The sequence below is a fragment of the Bacillus sp. WC2507 genome (assembly GCF_052656125.1).
Genome location: NZ_JBQXPN010000001.1, coordinates 4,016,737 through 4,043,370, shown reverse-complemented (window position 1 = coordinate 4,043,370; position 26,634 = coordinate 4,016,737). Strand labels below are relative to the sequence as shown.

The 26,634-nt window shown below is 34.3% G+C and carries 30 protein-coding genes; 27 read left to right on the top strand and 3 right to left on the bottom strand.

Going from position 1 to position 26,634, the window contains the following annotated elements; genetic code table 11:
• Window positions 1-206 precede the first annotated feature (206 nt).
• Both ACUN28_RS21290 and hfq read left to right on the top strand, forming a co-directional pair.
• Window positions 207-425, top strand: a complete 219-nt coding sequence (locus ACUN28_RS21290) for an aspartyl-phosphate phosphatase Spo0E family protein (RefSeq protein WP_060630268.1) — start codon at window positions 207-209, stop codon at window positions 423-425.
• A gap of 55 nt (window positions 426-480) precedes the next feature.
• Window positions 481-669, top strand: coding sequence for an RNA chaperone Hfq (gene hfq / locus ACUN28_RS21285; RefSeq protein WP_000400658.1), 189 nt, complete (start codon window positions 481-483; stop codon window positions 667-669).
• A 27-nt stretch (window positions 670-696) separates the two neighbouring features.
• Here the strand turns inward: hfq and ACUN28_RS21280 are convergent, their stop codons facing one another.
• The gene (locus ACUN28_RS21280) at window positions 697-1,299 is read right to left on the bottom strand and encodes an HD domain-containing protein (protein ID WP_098505915.1); all 603 of its coding nucleotides are present in this window, start codon (window positions 1,297-1,299) and stop codon (window positions 697-699) included.
• A gap of 172 nt (window positions 1,300-1,471) precedes the next feature.
• Between ACUN28_RS21280 and ACUN28_RS21275 the strand changes: the two genes are divergently transcribed.
• The 7 genes from ACUN28_RS21275 to ACUN28_RS21245 all read left to right on the top strand — a co-directional run bounded on the left by ACUN28_RS21275 (window position 1,472) and on the right by ACUN28_RS21245 (window position 9,582).
• Window positions 1,472-2,305, top strand: coding sequence for a flagellar motor protein MotP (locus ACUN28_RS21275; RefSeq protein WP_016088546.1), 834 nt, complete (start codon window positions 1,472-1,474; stop codon window positions 2,303-2,305).
• A gap of 22 nt (window positions 2,306-2,327) precedes the next feature.
• Window positions 2,328-3,005 (top strand): OmpA family protein, encoded by a 678-nt coding sequence (locus tag ACUN28_RS21270; protein ID WP_060630271.1) that lies wholly within the window; start codon window positions 2,328-2,330, stop codon window positions 3,003-3,005.
• Window positions 3,006-3,155: 150 nt separating this feature from the next.
• Window positions 3,156-3,524 carry a response regulator gene (locus ACUN28_RS21265; protein ID WP_000940570.1) on the top strand — a complete coding sequence of 123 codons (369 nt, stop codon included), beginning with the start codon at window positions 3,156-3,158 and terminating at the stop codon, window positions 3,522-3,524.
• 129 nt (window positions 3,525-3,653) lie between these two features.
• A complete protein-coding gene (locus ACUN28_RS21260; RefSeq protein ID WP_098560717.1) occupies window positions 3,654-5,654 on the top strand; it encodes a chemotaxis protein CheA in 2,001 nt (666 codons plus the stop codon).
• Between the two features lie 173 nt (window positions 5,655-5,827).
• Window positions 5,828-7,471, top strand: a complete 1,644-nt coding sequence (locus ACUN28_RS21255) for a flagellar motor switch protein (protein WP_016088543.1) — start codon at window positions 5,828-5,830, stop codon at window positions 7,469-7,471.
• A gap of 29 nt (window positions 7,472-7,500) precedes the next feature.
• Window positions 7,501-8,838 (top strand): transglycosylase, encoded by a 1,338-nt coding sequence (locus ACUN28_RS21250; RefSeq protein WP_098485783.1) that lies wholly within the window; start codon window positions 7,501-7,503, stop codon window positions 8,836-8,838.
• Window positions 8,839-8,865: 27 nt separating this feature from the next.
• Entirely contained in the window at window positions 8,866-9,582 is a 717-nt protein-coding gene (locus ACUN28_RS21245) for a hypothetical protein (protein WP_016134062.1), read from the top strand.
• A 33-nt stretch (window positions 9,583-9,615) separates the two neighbouring features.
• Here the strand turns inward: ACUN28_RS21245 and cheR are convergent, their stop codons facing one another.
• Together cheR and ACUN28_RS21235 are read right to left on the bottom strand one after the other, a co-directional pair.
• Window positions 9,616-10,398 (bottom strand): protein-glutamate O-methyltransferase CheR, encoded by a 783-nt coding sequence (gene cheR, locus ACUN28_RS21240; protein WP_116349059.1) that lies wholly within the window; start codon window positions 10,396-10,398, stop codon window positions 9,616-9,618.
• Between the two features lie 39 nt (window positions 10,399-10,437).
• Entirely contained in the window at window positions 10,438-10,935 is a 498-nt protein-coding gene (locus tag ACUN28_RS21235) for a hypothetical protein (RefSeq protein WP_016134064.1), read from the bottom strand.
• A 143-nt stretch (window positions 10,936-11,078) separates the two neighbouring features.
• Between ACUN28_RS21235 and ACUN28_RS21230 the strand changes: the two genes are divergently transcribed.
• The 18 genes from ACUN28_RS21230 (at window position 11,079) to flgE (ending at window position 25,978) form a co-directional block, all read left to right on the top strand.
• Window positions 11,079-11,543 (top strand): YaaR family protein, encoded by a 465-nt coding sequence (locus ACUN28_RS21230; RefSeq protein ID WP_000946323.1) that lies wholly within the window; start codon window positions 11,079-11,081, stop codon window positions 11,541-11,543.
• A gap of 16 nt (window positions 11,544-11,559) precedes the next feature.
• Window positions 11,560-12,012, top strand: coding sequence for a hypothetical protein (locus tag ACUN28_RS21225; RefSeq protein WP_076536474.1), 453 nt, complete (start codon window positions 11,560-11,562; stop codon window positions 12,010-12,012).
• 17 nt (window positions 12,013-12,029) lie between these two features.
• Window positions 12,030-13,328 carry a flagellar hook-associated protein FlgK gene (gene flgK, locus ACUN28_RS21220; RefSeq protein ID WP_098485782.1) on the top strand — a complete coding sequence of 433 codons (1,299 nt, stop codon included), beginning with the start codon at window positions 12,030-12,032 and terminating at the stop codon, window positions 13,326-13,328.
• A gap of 41 nt (window positions 13,329-13,369) precedes the next feature.
• Window positions 13,370-14,233, top strand: a complete 864-nt coding sequence (locus tag ACUN28_RS21215) for a flagellar hook-associated protein 3 (RefSeq protein WP_001266422.1) — start codon at window positions 13,370-13,372, stop codon at window positions 14,231-14,233.
• A gap of 20 nt (window positions 14,234-14,253) precedes the next feature.
• A complete protein-coding gene (locus ACUN28_RS21210) occupies window positions 14,254-15,642 on the top strand; it encodes a flagellar hook-associated protein 2 (protein ID WP_098485781.1) in 1,389 nt (462 codons plus the stop codon).
• Between the two features lie 22 nt (window positions 15,643-15,664).
• Window positions 15,665-16,033: a flagellar export chaperone FliS gene (locus ACUN28_RS21205; protein WP_046958978.1), complete on the top strand. Its 369-nt coding sequence runs from the start codon at window positions 15,665-15,667 to the stop codon at window positions 16,031-16,033.
• Complete coding sequence (locus ACUN28_RS21200; RefSeq protein ID WP_060630280.1) at window positions 16,023-16,295, top strand: hypothetical protein; 273 nt, start codon at window positions 16,023-16,025, stop codon at window positions 16,293-16,295. Before ACUN28_RS21205 ends, ACUN28_RS21200 begins: the two co-directional genes overlap by 11 nt.
• A 369-nt stretch (window positions 16,296-16,664) precedes the next feature.
• On the top strand, window positions 16,665-17,072 hold the full coding sequence (flgB, locus tag ACUN28_RS21195; RefSeq protein ID WP_060630281.1) for a flagellar basal body rod protein FlgB: 408 nt from the start codon (window positions 16,665-16,667) through the stop codon (window positions 17,070-17,072).
• Window positions 17,073-17,092: 20 nt separating this feature from the next.
• Complete coding sequence (gene flgC, locus ACUN28_RS21190) at window positions 17,093-17,506, top strand: flagellar basal body rod protein FlgC (RefSeq protein WP_098485779.1); 414 nt, start codon at window positions 17,093-17,095, stop codon at window positions 17,504-17,506.
• 16 nt (window positions 17,507-17,522) lie between these two features.
• Entirely contained in the window at window positions 17,523-17,822 is a 300-nt protein-coding gene (gene fliE / locus ACUN28_RS21185; protein ID WP_000701682.1) for a flagellar hook-basal body complex protein FliE, read from the top strand.
• A 22-nt stretch (window positions 17,823-17,844) separates the two neighbouring features.
• Window positions 17,845-19,419, top strand: coding sequence for a flagellar basal-body MS-ring/collar protein FliF (gene fliF, locus ACUN28_RS21180; RefSeq protein ID WP_098505919.1), 1,575 nt, complete (start codon window positions 17,845-17,847; stop codon window positions 19,417-19,419).
• A gap of 13 nt (window positions 19,420-19,432) precedes the next feature.
• Window positions 19,433-20,437 carry a flagellar motor switch protein FliG gene (locus tag ACUN28_RS21175; protein ID WP_000883361.1) on the top strand — a complete coding sequence of 335 codons (1,005 nt, stop codon included), beginning with the start codon at window positions 19,433-19,435 and terminating at the stop codon, window positions 20,435-20,437.
• Window positions 20,424-21,113, top strand: coding sequence for a FliH/SctL family protein (locus ACUN28_RS21170; protein ID WP_033660054.1), 690 nt, complete (start codon window positions 20,424-20,426; stop codon window positions 21,111-21,113). The genes ACUN28_RS21175 and ACUN28_RS21170 overlap by 14 nt, the downstream gene beginning before the upstream one ends.
• Window positions 21,110-22,414 (top strand): flagellar protein export ATPase FliI, encoded by a 1,305-nt coding sequence (fliI, locus tag ACUN28_RS21165; protein ID WP_098505921.1) that lies wholly within the window; start codon window positions 21,110-21,112, stop codon window positions 22,412-22,414. The genes ACUN28_RS21170 and fliI overlap by 4 nt, the downstream gene beginning before the upstream one ends.
• A gap of 116 nt (window positions 22,415-22,530) precedes the next feature.
• Window positions 22,531-22,941, top strand: a complete 411-nt coding sequence (locus tag ACUN28_RS21160; RefSeq protein WP_000360869.1) for a hypothetical protein — start codon at window positions 22,531-22,533, stop codon at window positions 22,939-22,941.
• Window positions 22,942-22,951: 10 nt separating this feature from the next.
• Complete coding sequence (locus ACUN28_RS21155) at window positions 22,952-24,067, top strand: flagellar hook-length control protein FliK (protein WP_116349091.1); 1,116 nt, start codon at window positions 22,952-22,954, stop codon at window positions 24,065-24,067.
• A 3-nt stretch (window positions 24,068-24,070) separates the two neighbouring features.
• Complete coding sequence (locus tag ACUN28_RS21150; RefSeq protein ID WP_001143481.1) at window positions 24,071-24,643, top strand: flagellar hook assembly protein FlgD; 573 nt, start codon at window positions 24,071-24,073, stop codon at window positions 24,641-24,643.
• 21 nt (window positions 24,644-24,664) lie between these two features.
• Window positions 24,665-25,978 (top strand): flagellar hook protein FlgE, encoded by a 1,314-nt coding sequence (flgE, locus tag ACUN28_RS21145; RefSeq protein WP_098505922.1) that lies wholly within the window; start codon window positions 24,665-24,667, stop codon window positions 25,976-25,978.
• The last annotated feature ends 656 nt before the right edge of the window (window positions 25,979-26,634 follow it).

Genomic DNA, 26,634 nt, shown 5'->3' with positions numbered 1-26,634 from the left:
ATAATTCATGGACTACTGTATACAGTATGTTTTTTGTGTGGAAAAGGAGCCAGTCTCTTTTGTAATTAGACAAACGCCTGTGTGGTCATTTTAAGTGTATATTGAGCTAGGGATGTATGAATGAATCGTTATATGTTTTGCGATTTGTTCATAAAAAAATATAAAATTGTAAAAAAAACCATTTTTATATTTTTTTATGAGAGGATTTGTACTATAATTTTACAAGTAATATTATGGGAAAAGGGAGTTTTAGTAAAGAGATGGAGATGGGACAATTACAAAATAAAATAGAAAACAAAAAGAAAGAGCTCATTCAACTTGTGGCTAGACACGGATTGGATCATGATAAAGTTTTGTTATTTAGCCGAGATTTAGATATACTAATTAATAAGTTTATGAATGTAAAAGATAAAGTACATAAATAAATAATTTGTAGTTTTTTATATTAAGATATTTTATAAAAGAAGGAGAGAACAGTATTTGGAACATTTACAAGAAGAGCTGTATAAACAAATAAAAGAAGAAAAAGGTATTGTTACAATTTTTTTAAAGAGTGGCGTTAGAATAGTAGGAGAAATTGTTGCGATAGATAAATTTACTGTTTTAATGTTAGTTGATGGAAAACAACAACTTATTTACAAGCAGGCTGTATCAACAATAATGAAATAAGACACTCATATTGAGTGTCTTATTTCATTATCTTTTGCAAGCTTCAACGTCAATGCCGGCAGCTAGTAATTTCTTTTCTCCATCTTGCTCGATGAGTTTTTGTAATTTAGATAGGAAAGAATCAAAGTTTGTATGCTTTGCTACTTGGAATGTCATTTTATGCTCAATTGGTAGCCACGTATCAATATCAGCTTCGTTATGCTGAATTTTCACCTCAAGTTTATCAAGTGCGTTAGCAACTTTTGCTTCGTACGTTTCTTTCGCTTCAAACTCCATCCATAAATCATATAATTCCTCACCGAGAGAACCTTTTAATGTGCGTTTAATATTTAAAATTGCTTCTTGCTCATTTATTTGTTTTTGTAATTGTAATTCATGACTATTCATTGTATCAAAAGCAGGAATATCACCAGCTTCTGCCTCGACTAGGTCGTGAATAATAACCATTTTAAGTAATTTTTCAACATTGACTTTTTGATCCAAATAAGGCTCAACTAAAATGGCCATTAGAGACATGCGCCACGTATGTTCAGCAACGCTTTCTTGACGTCCGTTAGAAAGCCAGCTATGCCGCATTTCATATTTTAGTTTTTCTGCTAGTGCAATGACTTGTAAAATGTTATGTTCCATCGTGATCCTCCTCATATTTCTATACTGTAATTCTAATATGGAAATAAAATGTGTCAATTCTATGAGTATATTGCGATAAATAGATGATAAGCGTATAATACATATTATATGTGAAAACGCATTATTAAAATAAAAAAATGTTTTATAAAAATGAAAAGGGAAGGGCAGGAATATGGGAGACGAAAATCAAGGATTAGCTAGACCACAAAGAAGAAAAAGGAAGTTTGACATTTCTAGCCCAGTTGGCATTATAGTGGGTTTTGCTATAGTGATAGCGGCAATTATGATTGGTGGCGGTGGAATAAAAGCTTTTAAAAACTTTTTAGATGTTTCATCTATTTTAATTGTCATAGGGGGAACCACAGCGACAATTGTTGTGGCATATCGATTTGGAGAAATAAAAAAATATACGAAAAGTATTTTTACTGTTTTACATAGAAGAGAAGCAGATTTAGAACAGTTAACGGATTTGTTTGTTGATTTTTCGAAAAAGTCTAAAAAACATGGCCTGCTTTCTTTAGAAGTTGATGGAGAGCAAGTAGACAATCCTTTTATTCAAAAAGGAATTCGATTAATGTTAAGTGGTTACGATGAAGATGAATTAAAAGAAGTATTAATGAAAGATATTGAAACAGAAGTATATGAGTTAAGAAAAGGAGCAGCGTTATTAGATAAAATTGGCGATTTCGCTCCAGCTTGGGGCATGATAGGGACTTTAATCGGTCTTATCATTATGCTTCAAAACTTGCAAGATACATCGCAAATTGGTACAGGGATGGCAGTTGCGATGTTAACGACATTGTATGGATCAGTACTTGCAAATATGATTGCAATCCCTCTTGCTGAAAAAGTGTATCGTGGTATTGAGGATTTATATACAGAGAAGAAGTTTGTTATTGAAGCAATTTCAGAATTGTATCGTGGACAAATTCCTTCTAAATTAAAGTTAAAACTGGATACATACGTATACGAAACAAAGATAAAAAAAGTAAAACGAGCAGCCTAATATTTCAAGGAGTGGTAAGGTGATGATAAAACGACCGCAAAGGGGATCGCCTCGTTGGATGACAACTTTTACAGATTTAACGATGTTATTATTAACTTTCTTTGTATTACTAGTTGCTACATCAAAGCAGGATGCAGTAAAATTGTCGAAGATGCTTGAAAAGTTTAGTGATGTGGAGCAAGTAGATGCAAAAGTAATGGAAAATACAATACCAGATATTTCACATGAAAAAAATGATGAAAAAATGGTCTCTAAAAAGAGAATGGACGAATTATATAAAAAGTTAAAAGCATATGTAGATAATAACGGTATTAGTCAAGTGAATGTATATCGAGAGGATACGGGAGTAAGCGTCGTTATAGTAGATAATTTAATATTTGATACGGGTGACGCGAACGTTAAACCAGAAGCGAAAGAGATAATAAGTCAATTAGTTGGGTTTTTCCAATCCGTACCAAATCCGATTGTTGTGGAAGGGCATACAGATAGTAGACCTATTCATAATGACAAATTCCCTTCTAACTGGGAGTTGTCTTCAGCAAGAGCGGCAAATATGATTCACCACTTAATCGAAGTGTATAATGTGGATGATAAAAGGCTAGCTGCGGTAGGATATGCAGACACAAAGCCAGTTGTACCAAATGATTCACCGCAAAATTGGGAGAAAAACCGTCGCGTTGTCATTTACATAAAAGAATAGTATATTATCATTTTAATAATAAAATAATAAAAATACGAAAATTCTTTTTAAAAAATATTAAATTTTATCATTTTATTTTGTATAATGAGTGAGAATGAAAAGATGAAATATTAAGATATACTTATACATAGAAGGAGAGAATTAAAAAGAATGGCACATAAAATTTTAGTTGTAGATGATGCGATGTTTATGCGAACGATGATTAAAAACTTATTAAAAAGTAATTCTGAATTTGAAATTATTGGTGAAGCAGAGAATGGAGTAGAAGCAATTCAGAAGTTTAAAGAACTTCAACCGGATATTGTAACATTAGATATTACTATGCCAGAAATGGACGGACTTGAAGCATTAAAAGAAATTATTAAAATTGATTCAAGTGCAAAAGTTGTTATTTGTTCTGCAATGGGACAACAAGGTATGGTATTAGATGCAATTAAGGGTGGAGCAAAAGACTTTATTGTAAAGCCATTCCAAGCGGATCGAGTAATTGAAGCTTTAACAAAAGTAGCAAACAGCTAATATAGAAGGGGTGCCACAAGGAATCTAAACATTGATAGCGGATATGCGTGTGGCCCCCTTTTTTCTTGTTTTAAAACACTAAATTGTTATACATAAATGAAATGTTTGTTAGACAGGTAGGGGATTAAAATGCAAACAGATCTATTAAATATATTTTTTGAGGAATCAGAAGAACATTTACAATCACTAAATGAAAATGTGCTAACTTTAGAACAAAATCCTGCCGATATGGATGTTGTGGGAGAAATATTCCGCTCAGCCCATACATTCAAAGGTATGTCAGCGAGTATGGAATTTACGGAAATGGCGGATTTAACGCATAAAATGGAAAACGTTTTAGATGAAATTCGTCATGGGAATATAGTTGTAAATGCGGAGATTATTGATGTGATTTTTGAGTGCATTGATAATCTAGAGAAGATGGTTGCAGATGTGCAACAAGGCGGAATGGGCAATATTGATGTAGTTACAACTAAGCAGAAATTAGAAGCATTATTGAAGGGCAATGTAGAAAATCCTGCTGGATATATTGAGCAAGAACCTATAAATAATGATGATGATGATGATGCAGTTTCACATGAAGTGCATATAACTGTCGAGCAACAAGCTATTTTAAAAGCGGTACGTGCAATCATGTGTATTGAGGCACTGCAAAATGTAGGGAATGTACAAAAAACAGTTCCAAGTATTGAAGAAATTGAGGCAGATGCTTTCGGTTTTGAGTTCACAGTATTTATGGATACTGATCAAAGTGAAGAAGAATTAAAACAAGTAGTGCTTCATGTTTCTGAAATTGAGAAAGTAGAAGTGAAGCAAGGACATACATCAAAAGAAGTAGTTTCAGAAGAATTGGCTACACAAGAAGTTATACAAGTGGCTACGCAGGTGGAATCAACTAAAGAAATATCGAAGCAACCTGCTAGTGCTACACCAGCTAAAAGTAATGGGAAGACAAAAAGTGGTAAAGTGGAAAATCGTTCCATACGTGTTCAATTAGAAAAAATCGAAAGATTAATGAATATGTTTGAAGAAAGTGTAATTGAACGTGGGCGCATTGATGAATTGGCACAAAGGATTCAAAATAAGGAGTTAATTGAGCATTTAAATCGATTAGGCGATATTTCAAAAGATATTCAAAATGTACTACTAAACATGCGTATGGTACCAATTGAAACGGTCTTCAATCGTTTCCCGCGTATGGTACGTATGTTAGCGAAAGATTTAGGGAAGAAAATCGATTTACAAATTACAGGTGAAGACACCGAAGTTGATAAAATTGTTATTGATGAAATCGGTGATCCACTCGTCCATTTAATTCGTAATGCAATTGATCACGGTGTTGAAACTGTTGAACAACGTCGTGATGCAGGGAAAAATGAGACAGGTACGATTAAATTAGAAGCGTTTCATAGTGGAAATCATGTCGTTATTCAAATTACGGATGATGGAAATGGAATTCATAAAGGAAAAGTATTAGAAAAAGCGATTAAAAATGGTGTTGTAACAGAATCTGAGGCAAATAAATTAACGGATCGTGAAGTATTTGATTTGATTTTCCAACCAGGATTTAGTACAGCTGAAGTTGTATCCGACCTTTCTGGTCGTGGCGTTGGGTTAGATGTAGTAAAACATACGATCCATAGTTTAGGTGGACATTTAATTATTGATTCTGAAGAAGGAAAAGGTAGTACATTTAGAATTGAACTGCCATTAACGTTATCCATTATTCAATCTATGCTTGTTCAAACGAATGATAAACGTTATGCTTTCCCTCTTGGTAATATTGTTGAAGCAATTCGGATTAAGAGAGAAGACATCCAATCCTTACAAGGAAAAGATGTGTTAAATTACCGTAATCAAATTATTGAAGTGAAGCATTTAAGTACTGTATTTGGTGAAAAAACAGTAGATGAGGCGTTTGCGTCATATGATGGTCAAATGGTTCCTGTGTTAATTGTTCGTAATACACATCGCAGCTATGGACTTATTGTAAACACAATTATCGGTCAAAGAGAAATAGTCCTAAAGTCATTAGGTGACTTCTTTGCAGAGAGTTCTAATTATTTCTCTGGTGCGACAATTCTCGGTGATGGACGAGTGGTCCTCATTTTAAACCCAGAAGGTTTATAATAGGAATGAAGGAAAGCTCCCCACTTGTATACAATTGGGGAGCTTTTTGGTTAATCGTTACGAATCTAAAAGTGGGAATAAATACATATTAACGTTTTATATAATAAGTTTGTTAAAATAAAATAAGAGTTTATATCGTTTGATAGAAAAACAGAAATGAGGAGGCAGAGAAAATGCCTGAGCAACACACAAAAGGGGATACGAGCACAATTGTGCTAGAAAAAGAAAATGAGCATTTAACGCCTCAAGAATGCGATATTCTTGGCGAAATTGCAAATATATCATTTGGTTCAGCTTCGACTGTATTATCAACAATCTTAAATAGGCAAGTAAGCATTACTGCTCCTCGCATAGAATTGGTGGATTTATATGATTCAAGCGACGTCGAAGTTCCACACGTTGTATTAAACATTCATTTTACAAAAGGATTAGATATGGAAAACCTTCTTGTCCTTAAGCAAGATGTTGCATTATCCATTGCTGATTTAATGATGATGGGAACAGGTGAAGTGGAAGACGGAAAAGAACTTGGTGAATTAGAGCTAAGTGCTGTACAAGAAGCGATGAATCAAATGATGGGGTTCGCAGCTACATCTATGTCAGAATTCTTTCAAGATACAGTAGATATGTCTCCGCCGACAATTAAAGTTGTAAAGTTATCAGAAGAAATGGAGAAAATTTCTGAGATTGATGGGAATCAAACGATTGTTAAAGTATCGTTTGATTTAAAGATAGATAATCTTGTAAACTCTAAACTTGTGCAAATTGTTTCAGTTGAACATGCGAAACGAATGGTAAATAAATTAATGCAATTATCTGGTGGAGTAGAAGAAAAAGACGAGCCAGCGGAAGTAGTGGAAACGGAGATTGTAGAAGAACAAGTTGAAAAAGAGCATTTAACACAAGAAGAGAAAGATGTCCTTGGTGAAATTGCAAATATTTCAATTGGTTCCGCTTCTACAGTATTGTCAACACTTTTAAATCAGCCAGTTACAATTAGTACGCCCAATGTAGAATCAATCAATGTTCGTCATTATGACGGAGTACCAGTCCCGTTTGTTATTTTAAATGTTGATTTTGTTGAAGGACTAAAGAATGAGAATGTATTCGTATTTACAAAAGATGTCGCTTTAACAATGGTAGATTTAATGATGATGGGAACAGGGGAAGTTGATCCAGAGAAAGAGCTTAGTGAATTAGAACTGAGCGGTATTAAAGAAATCATGAACCAAATGATGGGGCATGCTGCAACGGCGATGTCAGAAATGTTTCAAGAAAAAATGGACATGACACCGCCAAATGTTAAATTTGTAACCTTAAAAGAAGAAATGGAATATTTGGGAGAGTCAATGAAAGTGGACGAACTCGTTCAAATTACGTTCAACCTTGAAATTGGCGACCTGCTTCAATCGAAAATGTATCAAATTTTACCGATTTCAGAAGCGAAAGAAATGGTAAGAAGACTTCTATATCCAATGGTGGAAGAGGAAGAAGAGATTGTTACGGAAGAAATTGAAGAAGAAAAAATTGTAGAACCTGTTGTACAACCTATTGAATTTAAAGAAGTAAAACAAATGGAACCAGTATATATGGACACATCCATCTTACAAAATGTAGAAATGAATGTTAAATTTGTATTTGGAAGCACAGTGAAAACAATTCAAGATATTTTAAGTTTACAAGAGAATGAAGCAGTTGTGCTAGATGAGGATATTGATGAACCGATTCGTATTTATGTAAATGATGTATTAGTGGCGTATGGTGAACTTGTAAATGTAGATGGATTTTTCGGAGTAAAAGTGACGAAATCGCTATAAGTCGTTGAAATAGGAGTTTGAGTTAGTAGATGAAAAACGTAAAGTTTTTTCTAATGAGCTGGTTATTCATACATATGTGTCTGTTCGTCCCTCTGCAAAGTCAGGCGGAAGAACAAATTGAGCCAGCTCAAAAAATAAATGAAGTGAATATGCAAGAAGAAAACAAAGAAGTGCAAGAGCGGCCAGAGCAAGTGGAAGTGAATCAAGGTAAAGAGCAACAACAAGAAGTAGCAAATGAACAAGAGGTCGAAAAAAAGATAGAGACGGATCAAGGGATTATTACAGTAAATAAGTCGGAATTAAAAGTTGGCGAAGAAGTGCGGGTTATTGTAGAGCCGAAAGAGCAAAATGTTCAAAGTATAAAAGGTATTTTGCGCTTGCCCAAAAACGGCGATCAGTATGAACAAGAAAGAATGCTATCGTTTAAGTATGAAGAGGAAACGAAGCGATGGATTGCTAACTACAAGGTCGAAACTTTTGATTTGCAAGGTGATTGGAATCTGCAGCTCATTCAAAGCTATAAAGAAAATGAGAAAGAAGAACTCACTGAAAATGAAGTGAAAGTCCCGCTCATCCATATAAATAATGAAATGCCAACTATAGATAAAGAGTTACCGAAGTTGCAGAAGGTTACTATTGATGAAGCAACAGAGAACTTAATTGAACGGAAACAAGGCGATTCTATACGTGTGCGAGTGAAGGCAGCAGACAAAGAATCGGTTGTGAAAGAGGTCCGCGTGACATTAAAGGGGAAAGAAAATAAAGAGACTACATTTTTATTAGATTACAATAAGCGCGATATGGATTGGCAAAAAGTATTTGAAATAACGGATGCGTTGCCAATTGGCTTATACGAATTACTTGTAGAGATAGTGGATGCGGCCGGCAATAAACTCGTTGAGGAAAGTGAGTATATCGTTTCTGTTTTGGAGCAAAAAACAGAAGATGATAAAAAGATAGAAGAACGAGAGAATGAAAATAAATTAGAAGATAAGAAAGAAACTGAGAAGCAGGAAGACTCGAAAGTAGAAATCCCGATTCCAGAAGAAAAACCGCCAGTTGTTCAAATTCCGAAAAAAGAAGAGCAAGTAAACGATCTTATAAAAGAACCATTGAAAGAGAAAGAAAAAATTAATTATGTTATAAAAGAGCCTCTCACAGACAACAAGGAAGTAAATAAAGCGAAGGCTCAAAATAATAAAAATAACAATCAAGTTGTTTCTAAAAAGAAAGAAAAAAAAGAAGAGCCAGAAGAGAAGAAAGAAGCAAAAAGTGAACAGGGAATACAAGCTTCTAATGTATTTGCTATCATGTCAGGTTTATTCGTACTATTTTTAGTTTTAAAGAGTAATAAAGAATGGGGCTAATTATTTCATAGTAGTGGAGGCGCTTAAATGGAAATTAAACGTACGACAATTGAAGATAAGACGCTACAACCATTAAAACAGCCTGCAGCTATTTCGGAACATGAAATCCAGAAAGAACGAAAGCATAGCAATCTAGTGTTTACTGGACAGTCTAAGATTATTTCGAAAAATAATGAAATAGGGATTTTACTTGCAAGTTTAGGTGATGGAAAGGTTATGAAGGAAATGCTTTCTAAAGAGATGGATACAGTATTACAACTCTTTAAAAAGTTACATACGTTATCTGGAGAAGGAAAGCAAACAGAAAAAGTATTTGAACAAGTAATGAGAAGTTTACAAGGGCTTGTTAAACAGGCGCATATAAAAGAGCTTCCTTTGTTAGATGGAACGTATGATTTCGCAGAAGTACAACTATCATTTGGTAGAAAGGTACATATTCCGTTATTAGATGTAAGTGCACTCATTTCTAGAGTGGAAAGTGATTCTTCAGAAGGAAATATGAATTTAATGGTAACGGTTATTACTGCTTACATAACGAAATTGTCTAACGAAACTATTTTAATTAGCGTTACAGATCGCACTGCTAAAGAGCGGGACGTAAGTGTATGGAGAGCGCTCGCAGAAATGAATATGACACAATTATCACAGGCCCTGAAACAAACGATGCAAGAACATAAATGGTCTATGACATTTCTTTTTCTCTTTGTATGGATTGTTGCTATTATTTTAATTCGAGTTATATAAAAAGGTCGTCACTTTACATTGTGACGACCTCTTTTATATTTTTTCGTAGAAGAATGTATCAAATCTCTGAAGATTATAACGTTCAGGTGTTAAAATTTGTTCAGTACTACCAACAAATAGTACGCCGCCTTTTCGTAAAGCACGACTAAACTTTTCATAAAGTTTTACCCTTGCTTCTTCAGTAAAGTATATCATTACGTTGCGACAAATGATTAAATCGTAATTTGTATCGAACGACTGCATTAACAGGTCGTGTTGCTTGAACGTCACGTTTTGTTTAATATTTTGATGTAATGAATATATATCATTCTCTTTTGTGAAATGACGCTCTTTCAAATCGATAGGTAATTCTTTTAAAGAACGTTCTGTATATTGACCGCGTTTTGCGGTTTCTAAAATGTGAAAATCAAGGTCTGTTGCTTGTATTTCAAAGCGAAATGGAGCTAGATGCTTCGATAAAATTAAAGAGAGTGTATATGGTTCTTCACCAGCAGCGCAAGCGGCACTCCATACTTTTAATTTCCCGTTATTTTGTCCAAGTAATTTTGGTAGTGCTTTCGTTTCTAACGTTTGCCAACGTTCTTTATTTCTGAAAAACTCTGAAACGTTAATTGTAATATAGTCGATAAAACTTAAAAATAAATTTTGATCGGTACGTAAATTGCTTAAAAAACTAGTGTAGTTCTCAAAGCCTTTTCTCGAAATAAAAGCATCGATTCTACGACGCATTCTATCTTGTTTATACGAAGCGATATCCATATTGAATTGCTGTTTAAAACTCGCGATAAAATGATCATAATCTTGTTCAATTATCATATTTATAATAGGCACAATAACGATATTGTGCCTCCCCCTTTACATCATACGGATTTTTTGTTCAAAGTTTTTTTTCATCTGTTTTTCATGTAAACCAGGTAAATCATAAATAACAGCATCAATTCCTGCATCTTTTGCAACATCAACGGGAATGACAGATGTATGCTTGTCCCCATTATAAAAACAGAGAACTAAATCGGTATCTTCAATTATTTGTTTTACAAAAAACATATAATCTGATCGGTAAATGGAGTCGGAAGGATGATCAAAAGCGACATACTCGGCTCCGTGTTTTTTTAAGTAATCAACGACCTCTTGAAATTCATCTGTTAATGTTTGTAACGGCTGTAGCGTGTAAAGGCATAAATTTTGAGCGAGTCTTTCGTTTTCGATGAAAAAACGAAGAATCTCATTTTCGATAGATTTATAACATAATATGTAAATTTTATGTTTGTGAGCATAGTCAGTTAAAAATTTTTTTATTTCTTCTTGATCTAATGCTGTTAATTGATTTGAACCACAAAGAAAAATATTCATAGATTTGTGCCACCTCATGCTAAATTGTAACATATCTTTTATAAAAAATAACTGCAAAATATTAGTGTTCAGAGTATAATTATAAATAACTGGATTTTACGATTAAGTTTAGGAAGAAATAAAAAAATAAATAGGTGATATATATGCTGCGTTCGATCTCGCATAATCCAATTTTATCGCATATACCGCCTGCTACTCAAATGCCGAAAGAAGCAAATGTCAGGACAGGACTTGCATTTTCGGATAATTTGCATGCAGATCCGAAAAAAGATAAATTGCTAGAACAAATGGAAGCATTTGTCGATAACATTGGAGAAATTAAAGAGAAAATTGAAATGGAATTAACGCTTGATAATGTAATGGAATACAAAAATACAGTAAAATCATTTTTGAATTTTTACGTAGATAATGTATTGCAATATAAAGATGTCATGTCTCGTCATCCGCGTTACGGATATTCACAGAAAATGACGATTGTGAAACAGGCGGAAATGGGATTAAATGAGTTAGAAGATGTTATGAATTTAATTAATACGAAAACGGGACATTTAGAAATGTTAAATCAGATTGGAGAAATCCACGGTTTAATTGTAAATTTAGTCTTGTAAAAGGGAAGGAAGCTATATGTACATACAATTATATGAAAAGCTCGTTATTATTCAAAAAGCATATGAAAACATTCAAGCGCTTGGAGAACAAATATATGAGAATTTAAAACATAAAAATGTAAATGCAGTTCAAAAGTTACAAGTAGAGCAATTGCAGTACATTGATGGTTTAAAAAAGTTATCAAGTTCATTTGAAGAAATGGTTGTTCAGTTTTGTAAAGAACAGGGAGTGGAATCATTTCGCGTAAGTGCGTTATTTTCGTATTTTTCTCATGAAGAAATTGAAAAAATGGAAGAATTACAAAAAAATGTAACTGAATTAGAAGAGAATGTAAAAATGATTCTTTTGAAAAATCAATATTACTTAAACGTACTATTAAAAACTACAGAAAGTATTGTGGATTCCGTTTCTGAATATAATTTAGAGCGAAACAATAATTCACAAATCTTTATGAACGAACTATTGTAAAGGGGAAGTGAAACATTATGAGACTATCTGATTATAATACGCCGCTATCGGGTTTGTTAGCGGCACAAATGGGATTACAAACGACGAAACAAAATTTATCTAACATTCATACGCCTGGTTATGTGCGTCAAATGGCGAATTATGGATCGGCTGGAGCAAGTCAAGGCTATTCACCGGAACAAAAAATAGGTTACGGTGTACAAACGTTAGGCGTTGACCGTATTACAGATGAAGTGAAGACGAAACAGTTTAACGATCAATTATCTCAACTCTCTTACTATAATTACATGAATTCGACTTTATCACGTGTAGAATCTATGGTTGGAACGACAGGAAAGAATTCATTATCTAGTTTAATGGATGGCTTCTTTAATGCCTTTCGTGAAGTTGCAAAAAATCCAGAACAACCAAATTACTACGATACATTAATTTCTGAAACTGGGAAGTTTACAAGTCAAGTAAATCGTCTAGCGAAAGGCTTAGATACAGCAGAAGCACAAACGACAGAAGATATTGAAGCGCATGTCAATGAATTTAATCGTCTTGCTGGCAGCTTAGCGGAAGCGAATAAAAAAATTGGACAAGCAGGTACACAAGTGCCAAATCAACTTTTGGATGAACGTGATCGTATCATTACAGAAATGTCTAAGTATGCAAATATAGAAGTGTCTTATGAATCTATGAATCCTAATATCGCGAGTGTTAGAATGAATGGTGTTTTAACAGTAAATGGACAAGATACATATCCACTTCAATTAAATAAAGAAAAAGAACCAATGACTGCTGAAATTTACGGTTCGGAAATTCCTTTAACTAGTGGAGCAATCCAATCAGCGATCGATACGAAAGCGAAGATTGCTAGTTATAAGAAAAACCTTGAAGAACTAATGGGTTCTGTAAAGAATGAAGTGAACACAGTAATGGGGAAAGAGTTCTTCGTTGGAGATCAAGCGAAAGATATGAAATTAAACCCTGAATTTGCAAAAGATGTTTCGAAAATGAAAATATCAGCTGAAACAGCAAATAAACTAGCAGCAATTACAGATGGAAATTATAAAGAAGGTCTTTCTTATAAACAAGCATTAGACCAATTCGTAGTTGGTGTTGCATCTGATAAAAGTGCAGTGAATGCTTATCAAAAAATTCATGGTGATTTATTAGAGGGGATTCAGCAAGAAAAAATGGGTGTTGAAGGCGTTAATATGGAAGAGGAAATGGTTAATTTAATGGCCTTCCAAAAATATTTCGTTGCAAACTCTAAAGCTATTACTACGATGAATGAAGTGTTTGATAGTCTATTTTCGATTATTCGATAAGTGATAGTAATTGATTGGAAATATATAAGGAGGAGATAGAAATGAGAGTATCTACATTTCAAAATGCAAGCTGGGCAAAGAATCAGTTAATGGATTTGAATGTGCAACAACAATACCACCGAAATCAAGTAACTTCAGGGAAGAAAAACCTTTTTATGAGTGAAGATCCACTTGCGGCAAGTAAATCATTTGCGATTCAACATTCATTGGCGAATATTGAACAAATGCAAAAAGATTTAGCGGATTCGAAAAATGTGTTAACACAAACTGAAAATACTTTACAAGGTGTTTTTAAATCTTTAACAAGAGCAGATCAATTAACGTTGCAGGCATTAAGTGAGCAAAATGGTGAAAAAGAATTGAAAGCCATCGGTGCAGAGATTGATCAAATTTTAAAACAAGTTGTATATTTAGCAAATACGAAAGAGCAAGGTCGTTATATTTTCGGTGGTGATAGTACAGAGAAACCACCATTTACAGAAGATGGTACGTATCAAGGTGGACAAAATGATGTGAACTGGCAACTAAATGACGGTTATGAATTAAAAGCATTTCGTAACGGTGAAGCGCTATTATCCCCTGTTATAAAAACGTTAAAACAGATGAGTGAAGCGATGCAAAAAGGTGACCAAAAAGCATTACAGCCGTTATTAGGAGAAAATAAGAAAAATTTAGATGGCATCATTAATCGTACAACTGAAGTTGGTTCGACAATGAATACAATGGAGACGTTTAAAACAATTTTAAGCGAGCAAAACTTAGCACTTCAAGAAAACCGTAAAGACATTGAAGATGTCGATTTAGCGGTTGCCATCTCTGATTTAGCTTATATAAACGCAACGTATGAGGCAACGCTTAAAGCAGTTAGTACGATGAGTAAAACGAGTATTTTAGACTACATGTAATCTATAAGGAGTGAGAAATTATGGCAGGAACATTAACGGGTATCGGTGGTAGACAACAAATATGGAACCTCGGAAATAATATGATCGATACATCTAACTTTGTAGAATTAGAAATGCAAGCGTTAGAAATGAGAAAGACACCTTATGCTAATGAAAAGAACCAACTTTCACAAGATAAACTATTATATACAAGTTTAAAATCAGAATTTAGCTCTTTCACGCAAACTTTTAAAAACTTAGCGGCTTTTAAAGGAAATGAGAAAAAGGTAACAACATCACAAGACGGTTATATTAACGTAAAAGCTGATGGTGGTGCGATTGCTGGCACTTTCAATATGACAATTACACAGCTTGCACAGCGTCATCAAATAGCTTCTAATGAAATTAAAGATATAAATGCAAAGCTTCCTAAAGATGAAACAGTAAAACTAGGCGATAAAGAACTAAAAGTAACAACTGATATGACATATAAAGATTTAATTAACAAAATTAATGATGGAGATTATGGTGTATCAGCTTATACACTTGGAAATAAAATTTTCATGACCTCGAAAAAAGAAGGGGCAACGAATGAAATTAAATTAGAAAAGACACCGCCTAATGTACTTACAGAATTATTTTATTCGAAAGTAGAATCTACGACGGAAATGAAATTAAATACTATTAATGAAGCGTTGGATGCGAAATATACTATTAATGGTATTGATGGTACAAGTCCGAGCAATACAATTGAAACACTTCCAGGTGTGAAAATTGAATTATTGAAAGTAACTGAGCCGAAAGTAGAAGGAACACCAGATGCAGGTACAACAACAGAACCAAAAGCAAAAGGCATAGATCTAAAATTCACAGTAAGTGACTCAAACGTAACAGATGCATCAAATATTATTAAAAAGATGGTTGCAGATTATAATAAAGCTGTTTCTACCGTAGATATCTTTGCTGGTAAAGGTGGAGCTTTCCAAGGTCAAGCCGTTATGCAAAGTGTGCGTCAAGCGATGAACAATGTTGTAACATTTTCACAAGAGGGTAATTATTTATTCACATTTGGTATTCAATTAAAGCAAGATGGAACGATGGAAGTTAATGATGAAGCATTAACGAAAGCGTTAAAAGAAAAACCGGATGCAGCGAAGCAATTTTTCTTTAGTTCTAACGGTTTAGGAAAAATGATGGAAGAACCACTTGATAAGTTATTTGGTGATAAAGGTGTAGTTGGAGAACGAGTAAAAAACATTGATTCACGTGTAAGTGATTTAGATAAAAAGATTAAAGATATTGAGACGCAAAACTTGCAAAAACAAGATGAAATTGTGAAGAAGTATCAAAAGCTAGAGAGTACGTTAGCGGAGCTTGATAGCCAATTAAAAACAATTAAAGCAATGACAAAACAAAAAAGTGATGATTAATGATAGTTGAGGAAGTGATCGTATGCAAGCATGGCAACGTTATATGCAAAATGATATTATGACGAGTAATCCAATTAAAAATACAATTTTTATTTATGAAAGATGTATTGTAGAGTTTCGTAATTTAGAAGAACTTTTAAATGCTTTTAAACTACAAGAAGGAGATGCACTTCTTGAAAAGTTAGAACGTATTTTTGAAGAATTAAAACTTCAATTAAATCCTGAGATTACGAAAGATTTATATGATAGTTTATATGGCTTATACGATTGGATTAGCATTCAAATTCAAACAATGAAAGTAACACGTGAAGCAAAAGACATGGATGCGATTGTGAAAGTGTTACAAGATTTAATAGACGGTTACCGCGGAGCACTTGAAAATGAACAATGATATTTATCGGACGTTTGTCAGTTGTTTTAATGAAATCGGTGAATTACAAGTGTCAGATGGAGAGTTTGCTGAGAAGAGTGAGATGTTAAATCGTTGGATGATGACATTGGATGAAGAAACGCGTGCACAAGTTGCAGCAGAAGTAAGCCCATTCATTATTAAGGCGGCGCAGCATATTCGAGATAAGCAAAAGATTTTAGAAGAAATGATTATGACAAATGATGGGCGCATGAAAGCTAATTCATTTTACGGTAAATTTTAGTGATAGAGTTTAGAAACGGATTCCCCTTTTAAGAGGGGATCCATTCCTTTGTTTAAATAAAGATTTCCGCTGATTGAGGTTTCATTTTATGACTGTAATGAAAAAACAGTAGTAATCTAAATAATGTGAAAATGGACTTTAGTGTGTAGATCATATATTGAAATGTTTCATAGATTATTGCGTGTATACAGTTTTTTTGTATTCTTTTTTATATTTTTGTATTTTTCTAAAGACAACAATGAAAAAATGGAATAAAATATGTAAGGGTACATGATTGTTAATATTTTAATAAATACATATAAGAAAATAAATAATGAAGTGAAACTTCCATCAGTGGATCATTAAGTTAGAAAAGAAAGGGTGTGGAATATGCCGGATTTAGTGAGTGATGTAGGCCATTATATGAATTATTTAGTGACGAAACGAAATACGGTTTCTAGTAATATTGCAAATGCGAATACACCTGGTTATAAAGCACAAGATGTGGCATTTGCTGAGCAAATGAATAAAAGTAGTGCATTATATAAAAACAATGTTGCAGACTTAAAGAGCAATCCAGAGTTATATCAAACGAATGAAATGCACTTACCGACAGTGAATACGAAAAATACATATGCAAAGATTCAAACGAAGTCAATGCAAACGAATAAAGATGGAAATAGTGTAGATGTAACGACAGAAATGCTAGATTTAATGAAAGCAAATCAGTTATACGGTATTTCAATTAACGCGATTAATACACAATATGCAATTAACCAAGCGGCACGTGGACGTTAAAAGTAGAAGGAGAGACAATGATGTTTCAGGCAATTAATGCAAGTGGCTCAGGACTAACGACAGCGAGAAAGTGGATGGAAGTTACTTCGAACAATATTGTAAATGCAAATACAACGGCTGCTCCGGGGGCAAATTTATATGAGCGTCGTAGTGTAGTACTAGAATCAAACAATAGTTTTGCAAATATGTTAGATGGGTCTCCTGCTAATGGGGTAAAAATAAAAAGTATTGAAGCAGATCAAACTGAAAACTTAGTGTATGACCCAACACATCCACATGCGAATGAAGAAGGATATGTACGTTATCCAAATATTGATGTGACTGCTGAAATGACGAATGTAATGGTTGCTCAAAAAATGTATGAAGCGAATACAAGTGTATTAAATGCGAATAAAAAAATGCTTGATAAAGATTTAGAAATCGGCCGAGGATAAGGGGGAATATAGTAATATGAAAATCCAACCAATGCTAAATACGCAACCATTTGGAGCAATCCAGTCAATTGGTGCACCGAAAACGTCTCAAACATCTGTAGTTGAGGGGAAAAAGTTTATTGATTTATTGGAAGATATGAATCAAACGCAAAACAATGCGCAAACAGCAGTATATGATTTACTAACTAAAGGGGTAGGAGAAACGCATGACGTTTTAATTCAGCAGAAGAAGGCAGAGTCCCAAATGAAAACGGCTGCTCTCGTACGTGATAATCTTATTGAAAATTATAAGTCACTAATTAATATGCAAATTTAGGAAAGTGGACGGGTGTGTTTAAATGGAAAAGATAAAAAATGTTATCCAATCATTAAAAACGTGGCATAAGTTAGTAATCGGTGCTGCGCTTTTAGCGATTGTAACAGGAGCACTTTTATACTTCACCTTGCCAGATAAATATGTTGTTGTATATCAAAATTTAAATGATACAGATAAGCAAGAGATTACAGCAGAATTATCGAAGTTAGGTGTCGATTATCAATTAGCGGCCGATGGTTCGATTCGTGTGCAAAAGAATGATGCTCCATGGGTTCGAAAAGAAATGAATGGAATGGGCTTACCGTTTAATTCTAAAAGCGGTGAGGAAATTTTATTAGAAAGCTCGCTCGGTTCAAGTGAGCAAGATAAAAAAATGAAGCAAATTGTCGGTACGAAAAAGCAATTGGAGCAAGATATCGTAAGGAACTTTGCGACAGTTGAAACGGCGAATGTTCAAATTACATTACCTGAAAAAGAGACAATTTTTGATGAAGAAAAAGCAAAAGGATCAGCTGCGATTACGGTTGGAGTGAAGCGTGGCCAATTATTAACGGCAGATCAGGTTGCAGGTATACAGCAAATGATTAGTGCTGCAGTTCCTGGCGTGAAAGCAGAAGAAGTAAGCGTGATTGATAGCAAAAAAGGTATTATCTCAAAAGGAGCAGATGAAGCGCATTCTACTAGTTCCTCTTCTTATGAAAAAGAAGTAGAGATGCAACATCAAATTGAAGGCAAATTAAAGCAAGATATTGACGCAACATTAATGACGATGTTTAAGCCGAATGAATATAAAGTGAATACGAAAGTATCTGTAAACTATGATGAAGTTACACGCCAGTCAGAAAAATATGGTGATAAAGGTGTACTTCGTAGTAAACAAGAGCAAGAAGAAAGCTCTACTGCGCAAGAAGGAGCAGAGACAAAACAAGGTGCTGGTATTACAGCGAACGGTGAAGTGCCAAATTACGGTACGAACAATAATCAAAATGGTAAAATCGTCTATGATAATAAAAACGGTAACAAAATTGAAAACTATGAAATAGATAAAACGGTTGAAACGATTAAGAAACATCCAGAATTAACGAAAACAAATGTTGTAGTATGGGTAGACAATGATACGTTAGTAAAACGAAAAATGGATATGACTACTTTCAAAGAAGCAATCGGTACAGCAGCTGGGCTTCAAGCTGATCCAAATGGGAACTTTACAAACGGTCAAGTTAACGTTGTAACTGTTCAGTTTGATCAGCCGAAAGAGGAGAAGAAGAAAGAACCAGAAGAAAGCGGTATAAACTGGTGGTTATTTGGTGGAATTCCAGCTGGTTTATTAGCGATTGGTGGTCTAGTATGGTTCTTATTAGCAAGACGTAAGAGAAAGAAAGAAGAAGAGGAATATGAAGAATACTTAGCAGAAGAGGAAATTGCTGCAAGTAATGAAAGTATCATGGAAATTCCTGAAGAAAAAATAGTACCAGAGCCAAAACCAGAACCAGAAGAACCGAAAGAGCCAACGCTAGATGAACAAGTGCATGATGCCACGAAAGAACATGTAGAAGGAACTGCAAAAGTAATTAAAAAATGGTTAAATGGACAGTAAGGGAGGAACAACGATGTTAGATGAAATCTCCTCCAAAGAAAAAGCTGCCATCCTTATTCGTACATTAGAAGAAGGGGTGGCAGCAAAAGTCATTGAATATATGACAGCTGAGGAAAAAGAAGTATTACTTCGTGAAATTGCAAAGTTTCGAGTATATAAACCAGAAACGTTAGAAAATGTACTAGGAGAATTCTTGTATGAACTAAATGTAAAAGAATTGAACCTAGTGACTCCAGATAAAGAATACATTCGTCGCATATTTAAAAATATGCCAGAAGACGAACTAGAAAAATTATTGGAAGATCTTTGGTATAACAAAGATAATCCGTTTGAATTCTTAAATTCACTTACAGATTTAGAACCACTTCTTACAGTGCTTAATGATGAATCGCCACAAACGATTGCGATTATCGCTTCTTATATTAAACCGCAGCTTGCTTCCCAATTAATTGAGAGATTACCAGATCATAAGCGAGTAGAAACGGTAATGGGGATTGCGAAGCTAGAACAAGTTGATGGTGAATTAATAAATCAAATTGGTGATTTATTAAAATCAAAATTAAATAATATGGCATTTAATGCAATTAATAAAACAGATGGCTTGAAAACAATAGTAAATATTTTAAATAATGTTTCACGAGGTGTTGAAAAAACAGTCTTTCAAAAGCTGGATGAAATGGATTATGAGTTATCTGAGAAAATTAAAGAAAACATGTTTGTATTCGAGGACTTACTCGGACTTGAAGATCTTGCACTTCGTCGTGTATTAGAAGAAATTACAGATAACGGTGTTATTGCGAAAGCACTTAAAATTGCAAAAGAAGAGATTAAAGAGAAATTATTTACATGTATGTCTTCAAACCGTAAAGAGATGATTCTAGAAGAATTAGATGGCTTAGGACCGCTTAAGATGACGGATGCTGAAAAGGCACAGCAAACGATTACAGGCACAGTGAAAAAGCTAGAGAAGGAAGGAAGAATTATCGTTCAAAGAGGTGAAGATGATGTCCTTATTTAAAAACAGAATTCCGAAGAATTCTGTTTCTTTTTCTGAAGAAACGTATGAATTACAATTCCCAAAGCCAGCCGCAGTTCATATAGAAGAGGAAGAATTACAAGTTGATCATGCAGAACTTCGCGCGCAACAAGAATCGTTACATATGGAAATGAATCAACTAAGGCAAGAACAGCAAACGCTAGAAAGAGAGCGTCAACAGCTATTGCAAGATAAAGAACAATTTCAAATGCATATTCATGAACAAATGGAACAGATGGAAGCAGCACGTATGCAATTTCAAAAAGAACAACAAGAAACAGCATATGAATGGACAGAGTTATTATGGAATCAATCTTTTCATCTAGCAGAAAAAATCGTGAATCAAGCAGTAGATTCACGATTGCTTGATGTGTTACCTATTTTAACTGGTATCGTTCAAACGTTGCCTACTTCGTTTGAAAAGTTAATCATTACCGTACACCCAGAAACATTTGAACGTATTCAAGAAGAGAAGGAAAATACGAAAGAGTATTGGTTACTACAATTAGTAGAATGGAAATATGATTTCTCCTTACAGTTCGGTGAATTTGTTCTAGAAGAAGAGAAAGAGTTCTTTGAATTTAAATTTGCACCTATATTTGCGAAACTTCGCCAGAAATGGGAAGAAGAGAAGTTATTTGAGGAGCAAAATGTATGAATAATAAGCTCATGAACGAACATAATAAATGGAATACATTTATTGAAACGCCGTTTTATACGAAAGTCGGTAAAGTTCATAGTGTACAAGAACAGTTTTTCGTAGCGAAAGGGCCAAAGGCGAAAATCGGTGATGTTTGTCTCGTTGGAGAACATAATGTTTTATGTGAAGTGATTGCGATTGAAAAAGAAAACAATATGCTACTTCCATTTGAACAGACAGAAAAAGTATGTTATGGAGATTCAGTTACACTAATTGCAGAAGATGTTGTTGTACCTCGTGGTAATCATTTACTCGGAAAAGTGTTAAGTGCAAATGGCGAAGTACTAAATGAGGATGCAGAGAATATTCCATTACAAAAAATAAAACTAGATGCCCCGCCTATTCATGCATTTGAACGTGAAGAAATTACCGATGTATTTGAAACGGGAATAAAATCAATTGATTCTATGCTAACAATTGGCATCGGTCAAAAGATTGGTATTTTTGCTGGATCAGGTGTTGGTAAATCTACTTTACTCGGAATGATTGCGAAAAACGCAAAAGCTGACATAAATGTTATTAGTTTAGTAGGAGAACGTGGCCGAGAAGTAAAAGACTTTATTCGAAAAGAATTAGGTGAAGAAGGAATGCGAAAAAGCGTCGTAGTTGTAGCGACGTCAGATGAAAGTCACCTAATGCAACTTCGTGCAGCGAAGCTTGCGACATCTATTGCTGAATATTTCCGTGATCAAGGTAATAACGTACTACTTATGATGGACTCTGTTACTCGTTTTGCTGACGCGCGTAGAAGTGTTGATATTGCCGTTAAAGAGTTGCCGATCGGTGGTAAAACACTCTTAATGGAAAGTTATATGAAGAAGCTATTAGAGCGCTCTGGGAAAACACAAAAGGGATCCATAACAGGTATATATACAGTACTCGTCGATGGGGATGATTTAAATGGACCTGTACCAGATTTAGCACGTGGTATTTTAGATGGGCATATTGTATTAAAACGTGAGCTTGCAACACTTAGTCATTATCCTGCAATTTCAGTATTAGATTCAGTAAGTAGGATTATGGAAGAAATCGTGTCATCTAACCATTGGCAACTTGCAAATGAAATGAGAAAAATCTTATCTGTTTATAAAGAAAATGAATTGTATTTTAAATTAGGGACGATTCAAGAAAATGCAGAAAATGCTTATATTTTTGAATGTAAAAATAAAGTAGAAGGTATAAATACGTTTTTAAAACAAGGTCGATCTGATAGTTTCCAATTTGATGATATTGTTGAAGCGATGCACCATATAGTATAAGACCTCTGCCCAAGAGGTCTTATTTTTTTGTTTTTTAATATTTCACAGATTTTTTTGGAAAAAAACTATATAATAGAAAAAGAGAGCGTTATAATAGGAAGGGGCTATAAAAACAGGTGGATAAGCAGCAGTACGACACGATAAAATTGCAAATAAATCAAGAAAAAGAACAGATTTTGAAAGAAGTGTATGAATTAACAGCTGAAAAAAGAAAAATAGAACAAAAAAAAGAATATGATCTATATGTAGTAAAATCGCGTAGTAAAGTCGTACAAACTGGGCAACGTATAATGGCTGGCATGCTTTCGTCACATACGTTTTCACCTGAAAGAATAGAAGAATGGAATCGGAAAATTAAAAAAACGGAAGATTTTATTCAAAAAAATGAAAGCCTTTTAGAACAGGTAAAAGAAAAAGAACGTGTCATTGATGAGATGTATCAAGAAGATTGTAAAAAGCTTGCAAAAGTACGAGAAAAGCAGGAAGAAAAAATGCTTCTTGATTTGAAAATGTGTATGAATGGATGAGGTGAATATAGTGATACAGTCTGTATTACCGGTGCAACAAAGTTTACCTCCGCAAAAAGAAAAAGGGCTAGAAGTACAATCAAAAAGTGAAGATTCTTCATTCGATCGTACGATGAGAATGGAAAATAAAAAGCAGCCGAAAACGGAGAAAATGAAACGAGAAGAAGCACCAAAAGAAGAAAAAAAAGAATATATTCTTTCTAAACAATCAGTAACGAAAGAAGAGCCAATTGTAAAGAAAGAAGAAAAAAAAGAGACAGAACAGTTGTTATTAGCTGTATCTGAGCAAATGGTTGCAATTGAGCAATTACGTGTGCAGCCAGAATTGTTATATCAATACATACAAAAAATACAAGAGCTGTATAAAGAATATGGAAATATAAAACTTAACGAATTACCCGCAGCAGAATTACAACAATTACAAGAACTTCTTTCCAATATGAATATCAAAAATGCTATATGTTTAGAAGATACAATGCAAATGGTATTAGATAAAGTGACGATGCCAGAGCAAACGATGCAAGTATTGAAAGTTGTTGAAACAGAAACTTGTAATATCGCAAAGAAACAAGAAGAGTCCAAAGACTTAGATGTAGATCTTCCAAAAGCTGAGGGCGATGATGTAAAGATAGAGTTGCCGGAAGGTGATGTGTTAAAAGATTCGAGTTCAACGGGTGCAGAGTTACTAAATAAAGCAACGGGTACCGATCAAATAGGAAAATCAAATGGTAGCGCTGAGAAAGTTACGTTACCTGACTTAGGAAAGAAAATGGAAGCGCAAGTAGAAGCGTTGCAAAAATTTGTAGTGAAGCAAGAGCGTGTTTTGTTTCAGTTAAATCCAGAAAAACTTGGTACATTAACAGTGTTTATGAAAAAACATGGAGATCAAATTGATGTTCACGTAGAAATGGAAAAACACGATGCGAAAAAACGTGTGGAAATCATTTTTGATGAATTGAGATTGAAGTTAAAAGAAAAAGAAATCAATATTCAAATTAGCTATTCAGATAAAGATGAAAATCGAAAAGAACAGCGAGAACAAGAGCAAAGACAAAAACAAAAATTAGCAAGTCCGAAACATGAGAAACAACATGCAAAAGAATTTGCGGGATTATTGGAGGAATAAAGCGTGCCAACAGTTGGATTAAATACAACGAGTACAAATCATATTCCGTTACAAGCAGGAGCACAAACAAAAAACGCATCTGTTACTGGTGCACAGTCGACAGCTCAACAAGCAAACGGAGTATCAGCAAGTACTCAAAAAACACCCGGTATTATGGATAAAGATGATTTCCTGAAACTTTTCTTAGCAAGCTTTCAACATCAAGACCCGTTTAATGCGATGGATATGAACCAAATGATGAACCAAACAGCACAGCTATCGCTTATGGAGCAAGTACAGAATATGACGAAAGCAGTAGATAAACTGCAATCAACGATGTATTCGACGGCTCTTGATGGAGGGATGAAGTTTTTAGGAAAGTACGTTAGAGGTGTAAGCAATAATGGAAAGCAAGTGACTGGTCAAGTGGAAACAGTTCGACTTGCTGAAAATAACGATGTGCAACTTATTGTTGATAATCAAGTTGTCTCACTTCGTTTCATAGAAAGGGTTTCTGATAAACCAATAACAGAAACTAATCCGGAAGATGAGAAGAAAGATGATATAGAAAAAAATGAAGAGGTTAAGCCAGATTAATAAAAGGAGTGTACAAAGGTTATGATTAAAGCGTTATATACAAGTATTACAGGGATGAATGCAGCACAAAATGCATTAAGTGTTACTTCAAATAATATTGCAAATGCACAAACAGTTGGATATAAAAAGCAAAAGGCTATTTTTGATGATTTGCTATATAATAATACGGTTGGTTCACGTGGTGATGGTGCCTATGCTGGTACGAATCCAAAGAGTATTGGTAACGGTGTAAAGTTCAGTGGGACATCTACAGATTTTAGTGATGGTTCTATTACTTTAACTAGTGATAAGATGGAGACAGCGATAGAAGGAAACGGTTTGTTTTTAGTTGGTGATCGTAACGGTGGAAATATAGAGTATACGAGAAAAGGGTCTTTTGGTGTATCGAAAGATAGCTATGTTACAAATACAGGTGGACAGTATGTACTAGGTTATGGTGTAAAAACAGGAACACAAGAAGTAGATTTTTCTTCACGACCAAGCCCAATTCATATTCCAATGGGATCAGCTGTTGGTGGGATTCAAACAGATAAAGCGACAATAGGCGGAAACCTTCCTAGAAACCAAAATGCATTATCTCACGAATTCACAGTTTTTGATGCGGAAGGGAACTCGTTAACGTTACGTGTAAATATTAAGCAAAAGACTGAATCAGAGATGGTAGATGGTAAAGAAGTTAAAAAACCGAAGGCAGGTGAATATACATATTCAGTTTCTGTAAGAAATGATTCTAAAAACGAAAAAGAATTTAAGCCTATTGAAGGCATGCCGGACGACAAACCCCTTATATTTGATACATTAGGAAATTTAAAGCAAACAGATGAACCAGTACAAAAGGATCCAGTAACTGGTGAAGTTACTAATGGTGGATCTGTTCAAATTCCTTTTGGTGGTGGTCTAACACTTGATTTAAGCGGATTAACAAATTATCCGACAGGGAAAACTATTTCTACCACAGAAGTAACGGGGCGCCCAGCTGCAATTGCAAATGACTATTCTATTTCAGACGGTGGTTTCGTTATGATGAAATATTCGGATGGTAGTATGAAAGTTGTAGGACAACTAGCTGTAGCTACATTCCCGAATTCAGGTGGATTAATGAAAACAGGGAATGGAAATTACGTTGCGACACCATCAGCGGGTATTCCAGGAATAGGTGTTGCTGGTGAGAATGGTGCAGGGAATGTACGAGGATCAGCAAAAGAAAGTTCAAACGTAGATTTATCTGTAGAATTTGTTGATTTAATGCTTTATCAACGTGGATTCCAAGGAAATGCGAAAGTAATTAAAGTTTCAGATGAAGTATTAAATGAAGTTGTAAACTTAATTCGATAATATATTATAAAGTAAAATTGTAATGTAGTAGAAAGGGTAACTAACTGTTACGATTTATTTAACCAATTATAACCAAAGTTAATTAAATATATCAGTAAGCCCTGCTAGTCAAGTGATTGGCTAGTAGTGAGGGTTAACTGCGGGCAATTCCTAAAGCTGATTGAACTACAACGTGGCTAGAAATGGTGAGCGTGAATGTTGCGAAAGCAGAAAAAATCAATCAGATGGTGCAAGGTTAAATCCTAAACACTAGAACAATGGGTCTTCCGCCTCGAATCATCTAAGTCAAAAGTGATAAGATGAACGTTCAACGACTATCTCGTATAACTGACGAGAGTACACCACAAGCCTATGGTGGTGGAAAAATCCTCTATCTCTAAGTAGATAAACATATAGTCTGCGCTCATGTGAAAATATGAGAAGTTCATAAGAGAACTGACTAAGGAATTGCGCCCTTAGTTGAACGAGATAAATTTAATTAAATCTATCAAACTTTAATGAATCTATCGAACGTATGTGTTATGGTAGGTTCAATGAGGTGAGAATAATAATGAAATTTTCACGAGTTAGTCAAGTATCGGAATTAACAGGTTTGTATCCTAGTAGTCTTAGGGAAATGCTGATGGAACACGCTACTATTCAGAAGAATCAATCTT

Bases quoted from the DNA above. Each gene is read 5' to 3' on its own strand.
- ACUN28_RS21260 (WP_098560717.1), top strand. From the start codon at position 3,654: ATGCAAACAGATCTATTAAATATATTTTTTGAGGAATCAGAAGAACAT.
- ACUN28_RS21245 (WP_016134062.1), top strand. From the start codon at position 8,866: ATGGAAATTAAACGTACGACAATTGAAGATAAGACGCTACAACCATTA.
- cheR (WP_116349059.1), bottom strand. From the start codon at position 10,398: ATGATAATTGAACAAGATTATGATCATTTTATCGCGAGTTTTAAACAG.
- fliI (WP_098505921.1), top strand. From the start codon at position 21,110: ATGAATAATAAGCTCATGAACGAACATAATAAATGGAATACATTTATT.
- ACUN28_RS21215 (WP_001266422.1), top strand. From the start codon at position 13,370: ATGAGAGTATCTACATTTCAAAATGCAAGCTGGGCAAAGAATCAGTTA.
- ACUN28_RS21230 (WP_000946323.1), top strand. From the start codon at position 11,079: ATGCTGCGTTCGATCTCGCATAATCCAATTTTATCGCATATACCGCCT.
- ACUN28_RS21175 (WP_000883361.1), top strand. From the start codon at position 19,433: ATGTTAGATGAAATCTCCTCCAAAGAAAAAGCTGCCATCCTTATTCGT.
- fliF (WP_098505919.1), top strand. From the start codon at position 17,845: ATGGAAAAGATAAAAAATGTTATCCAATCATTAAAAACGTGGCATAAG.
- ACUN28_RS21275 (WP_016088546.1), top strand. From the start codon at position 1,472: ATGGGAGACGAAAATCAAGGATTAGCTAGACCACAAAGAAGAAAAAGG.
- flgK (WP_098485782.1), top strand. From the start codon at position 12,030: ATGAGACTATCTGATTATAATACGCCGCTATCGGGTTTGTTAGCGGCA.
- ACUN28_RS21250 (WP_098485783.1), top strand. From the start codon at position 7,501: ATGAAAAACGTAAAGTTTTTTCTAATGAGCTGGTTATTCATACATATG.
- fliE (WP_000701682.1), top strand. From the start codon at position 17,523: ATGAAAATCCAACCAATGCTAAATACGCAACCATTTGGAGCAATCCAG.
- ACUN28_RS21210 (WP_098485781.1), top strand. From the start codon at position 14,254: ATGGCAGGAACATTAACGGGTATCGGTGGTAGACAACAAATATGGAAC.
- ACUN28_RS21270 (WP_060630271.1), top strand. From the start codon at position 2,328: ATGATAAAACGACCGCAAAGGGGATCGCCTCGTTGGATGACAACTTTT.
- ACUN28_RS21205 (WP_046958978.1), top strand. From the start codon at position 15,665: ATGCAAGCATGGCAACGTTATATGCAAAATGATATTATGACGAGTAAT.
- flgE (WP_098505922.1), top strand. From the start codon at position 24,665: ATGATTAAAGCGTTATATACAAGTATTACAGGGATGAATGCAGCACAA.
- ACUN28_RS21280 (WP_098505915.1), bottom strand. From the start codon at position 1,299: ATGGAACATAACATTTTACAAGTCATTGCACTAGCAGAAAAACTAAAA.
- flgB (WP_060630281.1), top strand. From the start codon at position 16,665: ATGCCGGATTTAGTGAGTGATGTAGGCCATTATATGAATTATTTAGTG.
- ACUN28_RS21265 (WP_000940570.1), top strand. From the start codon at position 3,156: ATGGCACATAAAATTTTAGTTGTAGATGATGCGATGTTTATGCGAACG.
- ACUN28_RS21170 (WP_033660054.1), top strand. From the start codon at position 20,424: ATGTCCTTATTTAAAAACAGAATTCCGAAGAATTCTGTTTCTTTTTCT.
- ACUN28_RS21200 (WP_060630280.1), top strand. From the start codon at position 16,023: ATGAACAATGATATTTATCGGACGTTTGTCAGTTGTTTTAATGAAATC.
- ACUN28_RS21235 (WP_016134064.1), bottom strand. From the start codon at position 10,935: ATGAATATTTTTCTTTGTGGTTCAAATCAATTAACAGCATTAGATCAA.
- flgC (WP_098485779.1), top strand. From the start codon at position 17,093: ATGTTTCAGGCAATTAATGCAAGTGGCTCAGGACTAACGACAGCGAGA.
- ACUN28_RS21225 (WP_076536474.1), top strand. From the start codon at position 11,560: ATGTACATACAATTATATGAAAAGCTCGTTATTATTCAAAAAGCATAT.
- ACUN28_RS21255 (WP_016088543.1), top strand. From the start codon at position 5,828: ATGCCTGAGCAACACACAAAAGGGGATACGAGCACAATTGTGCTAGAA.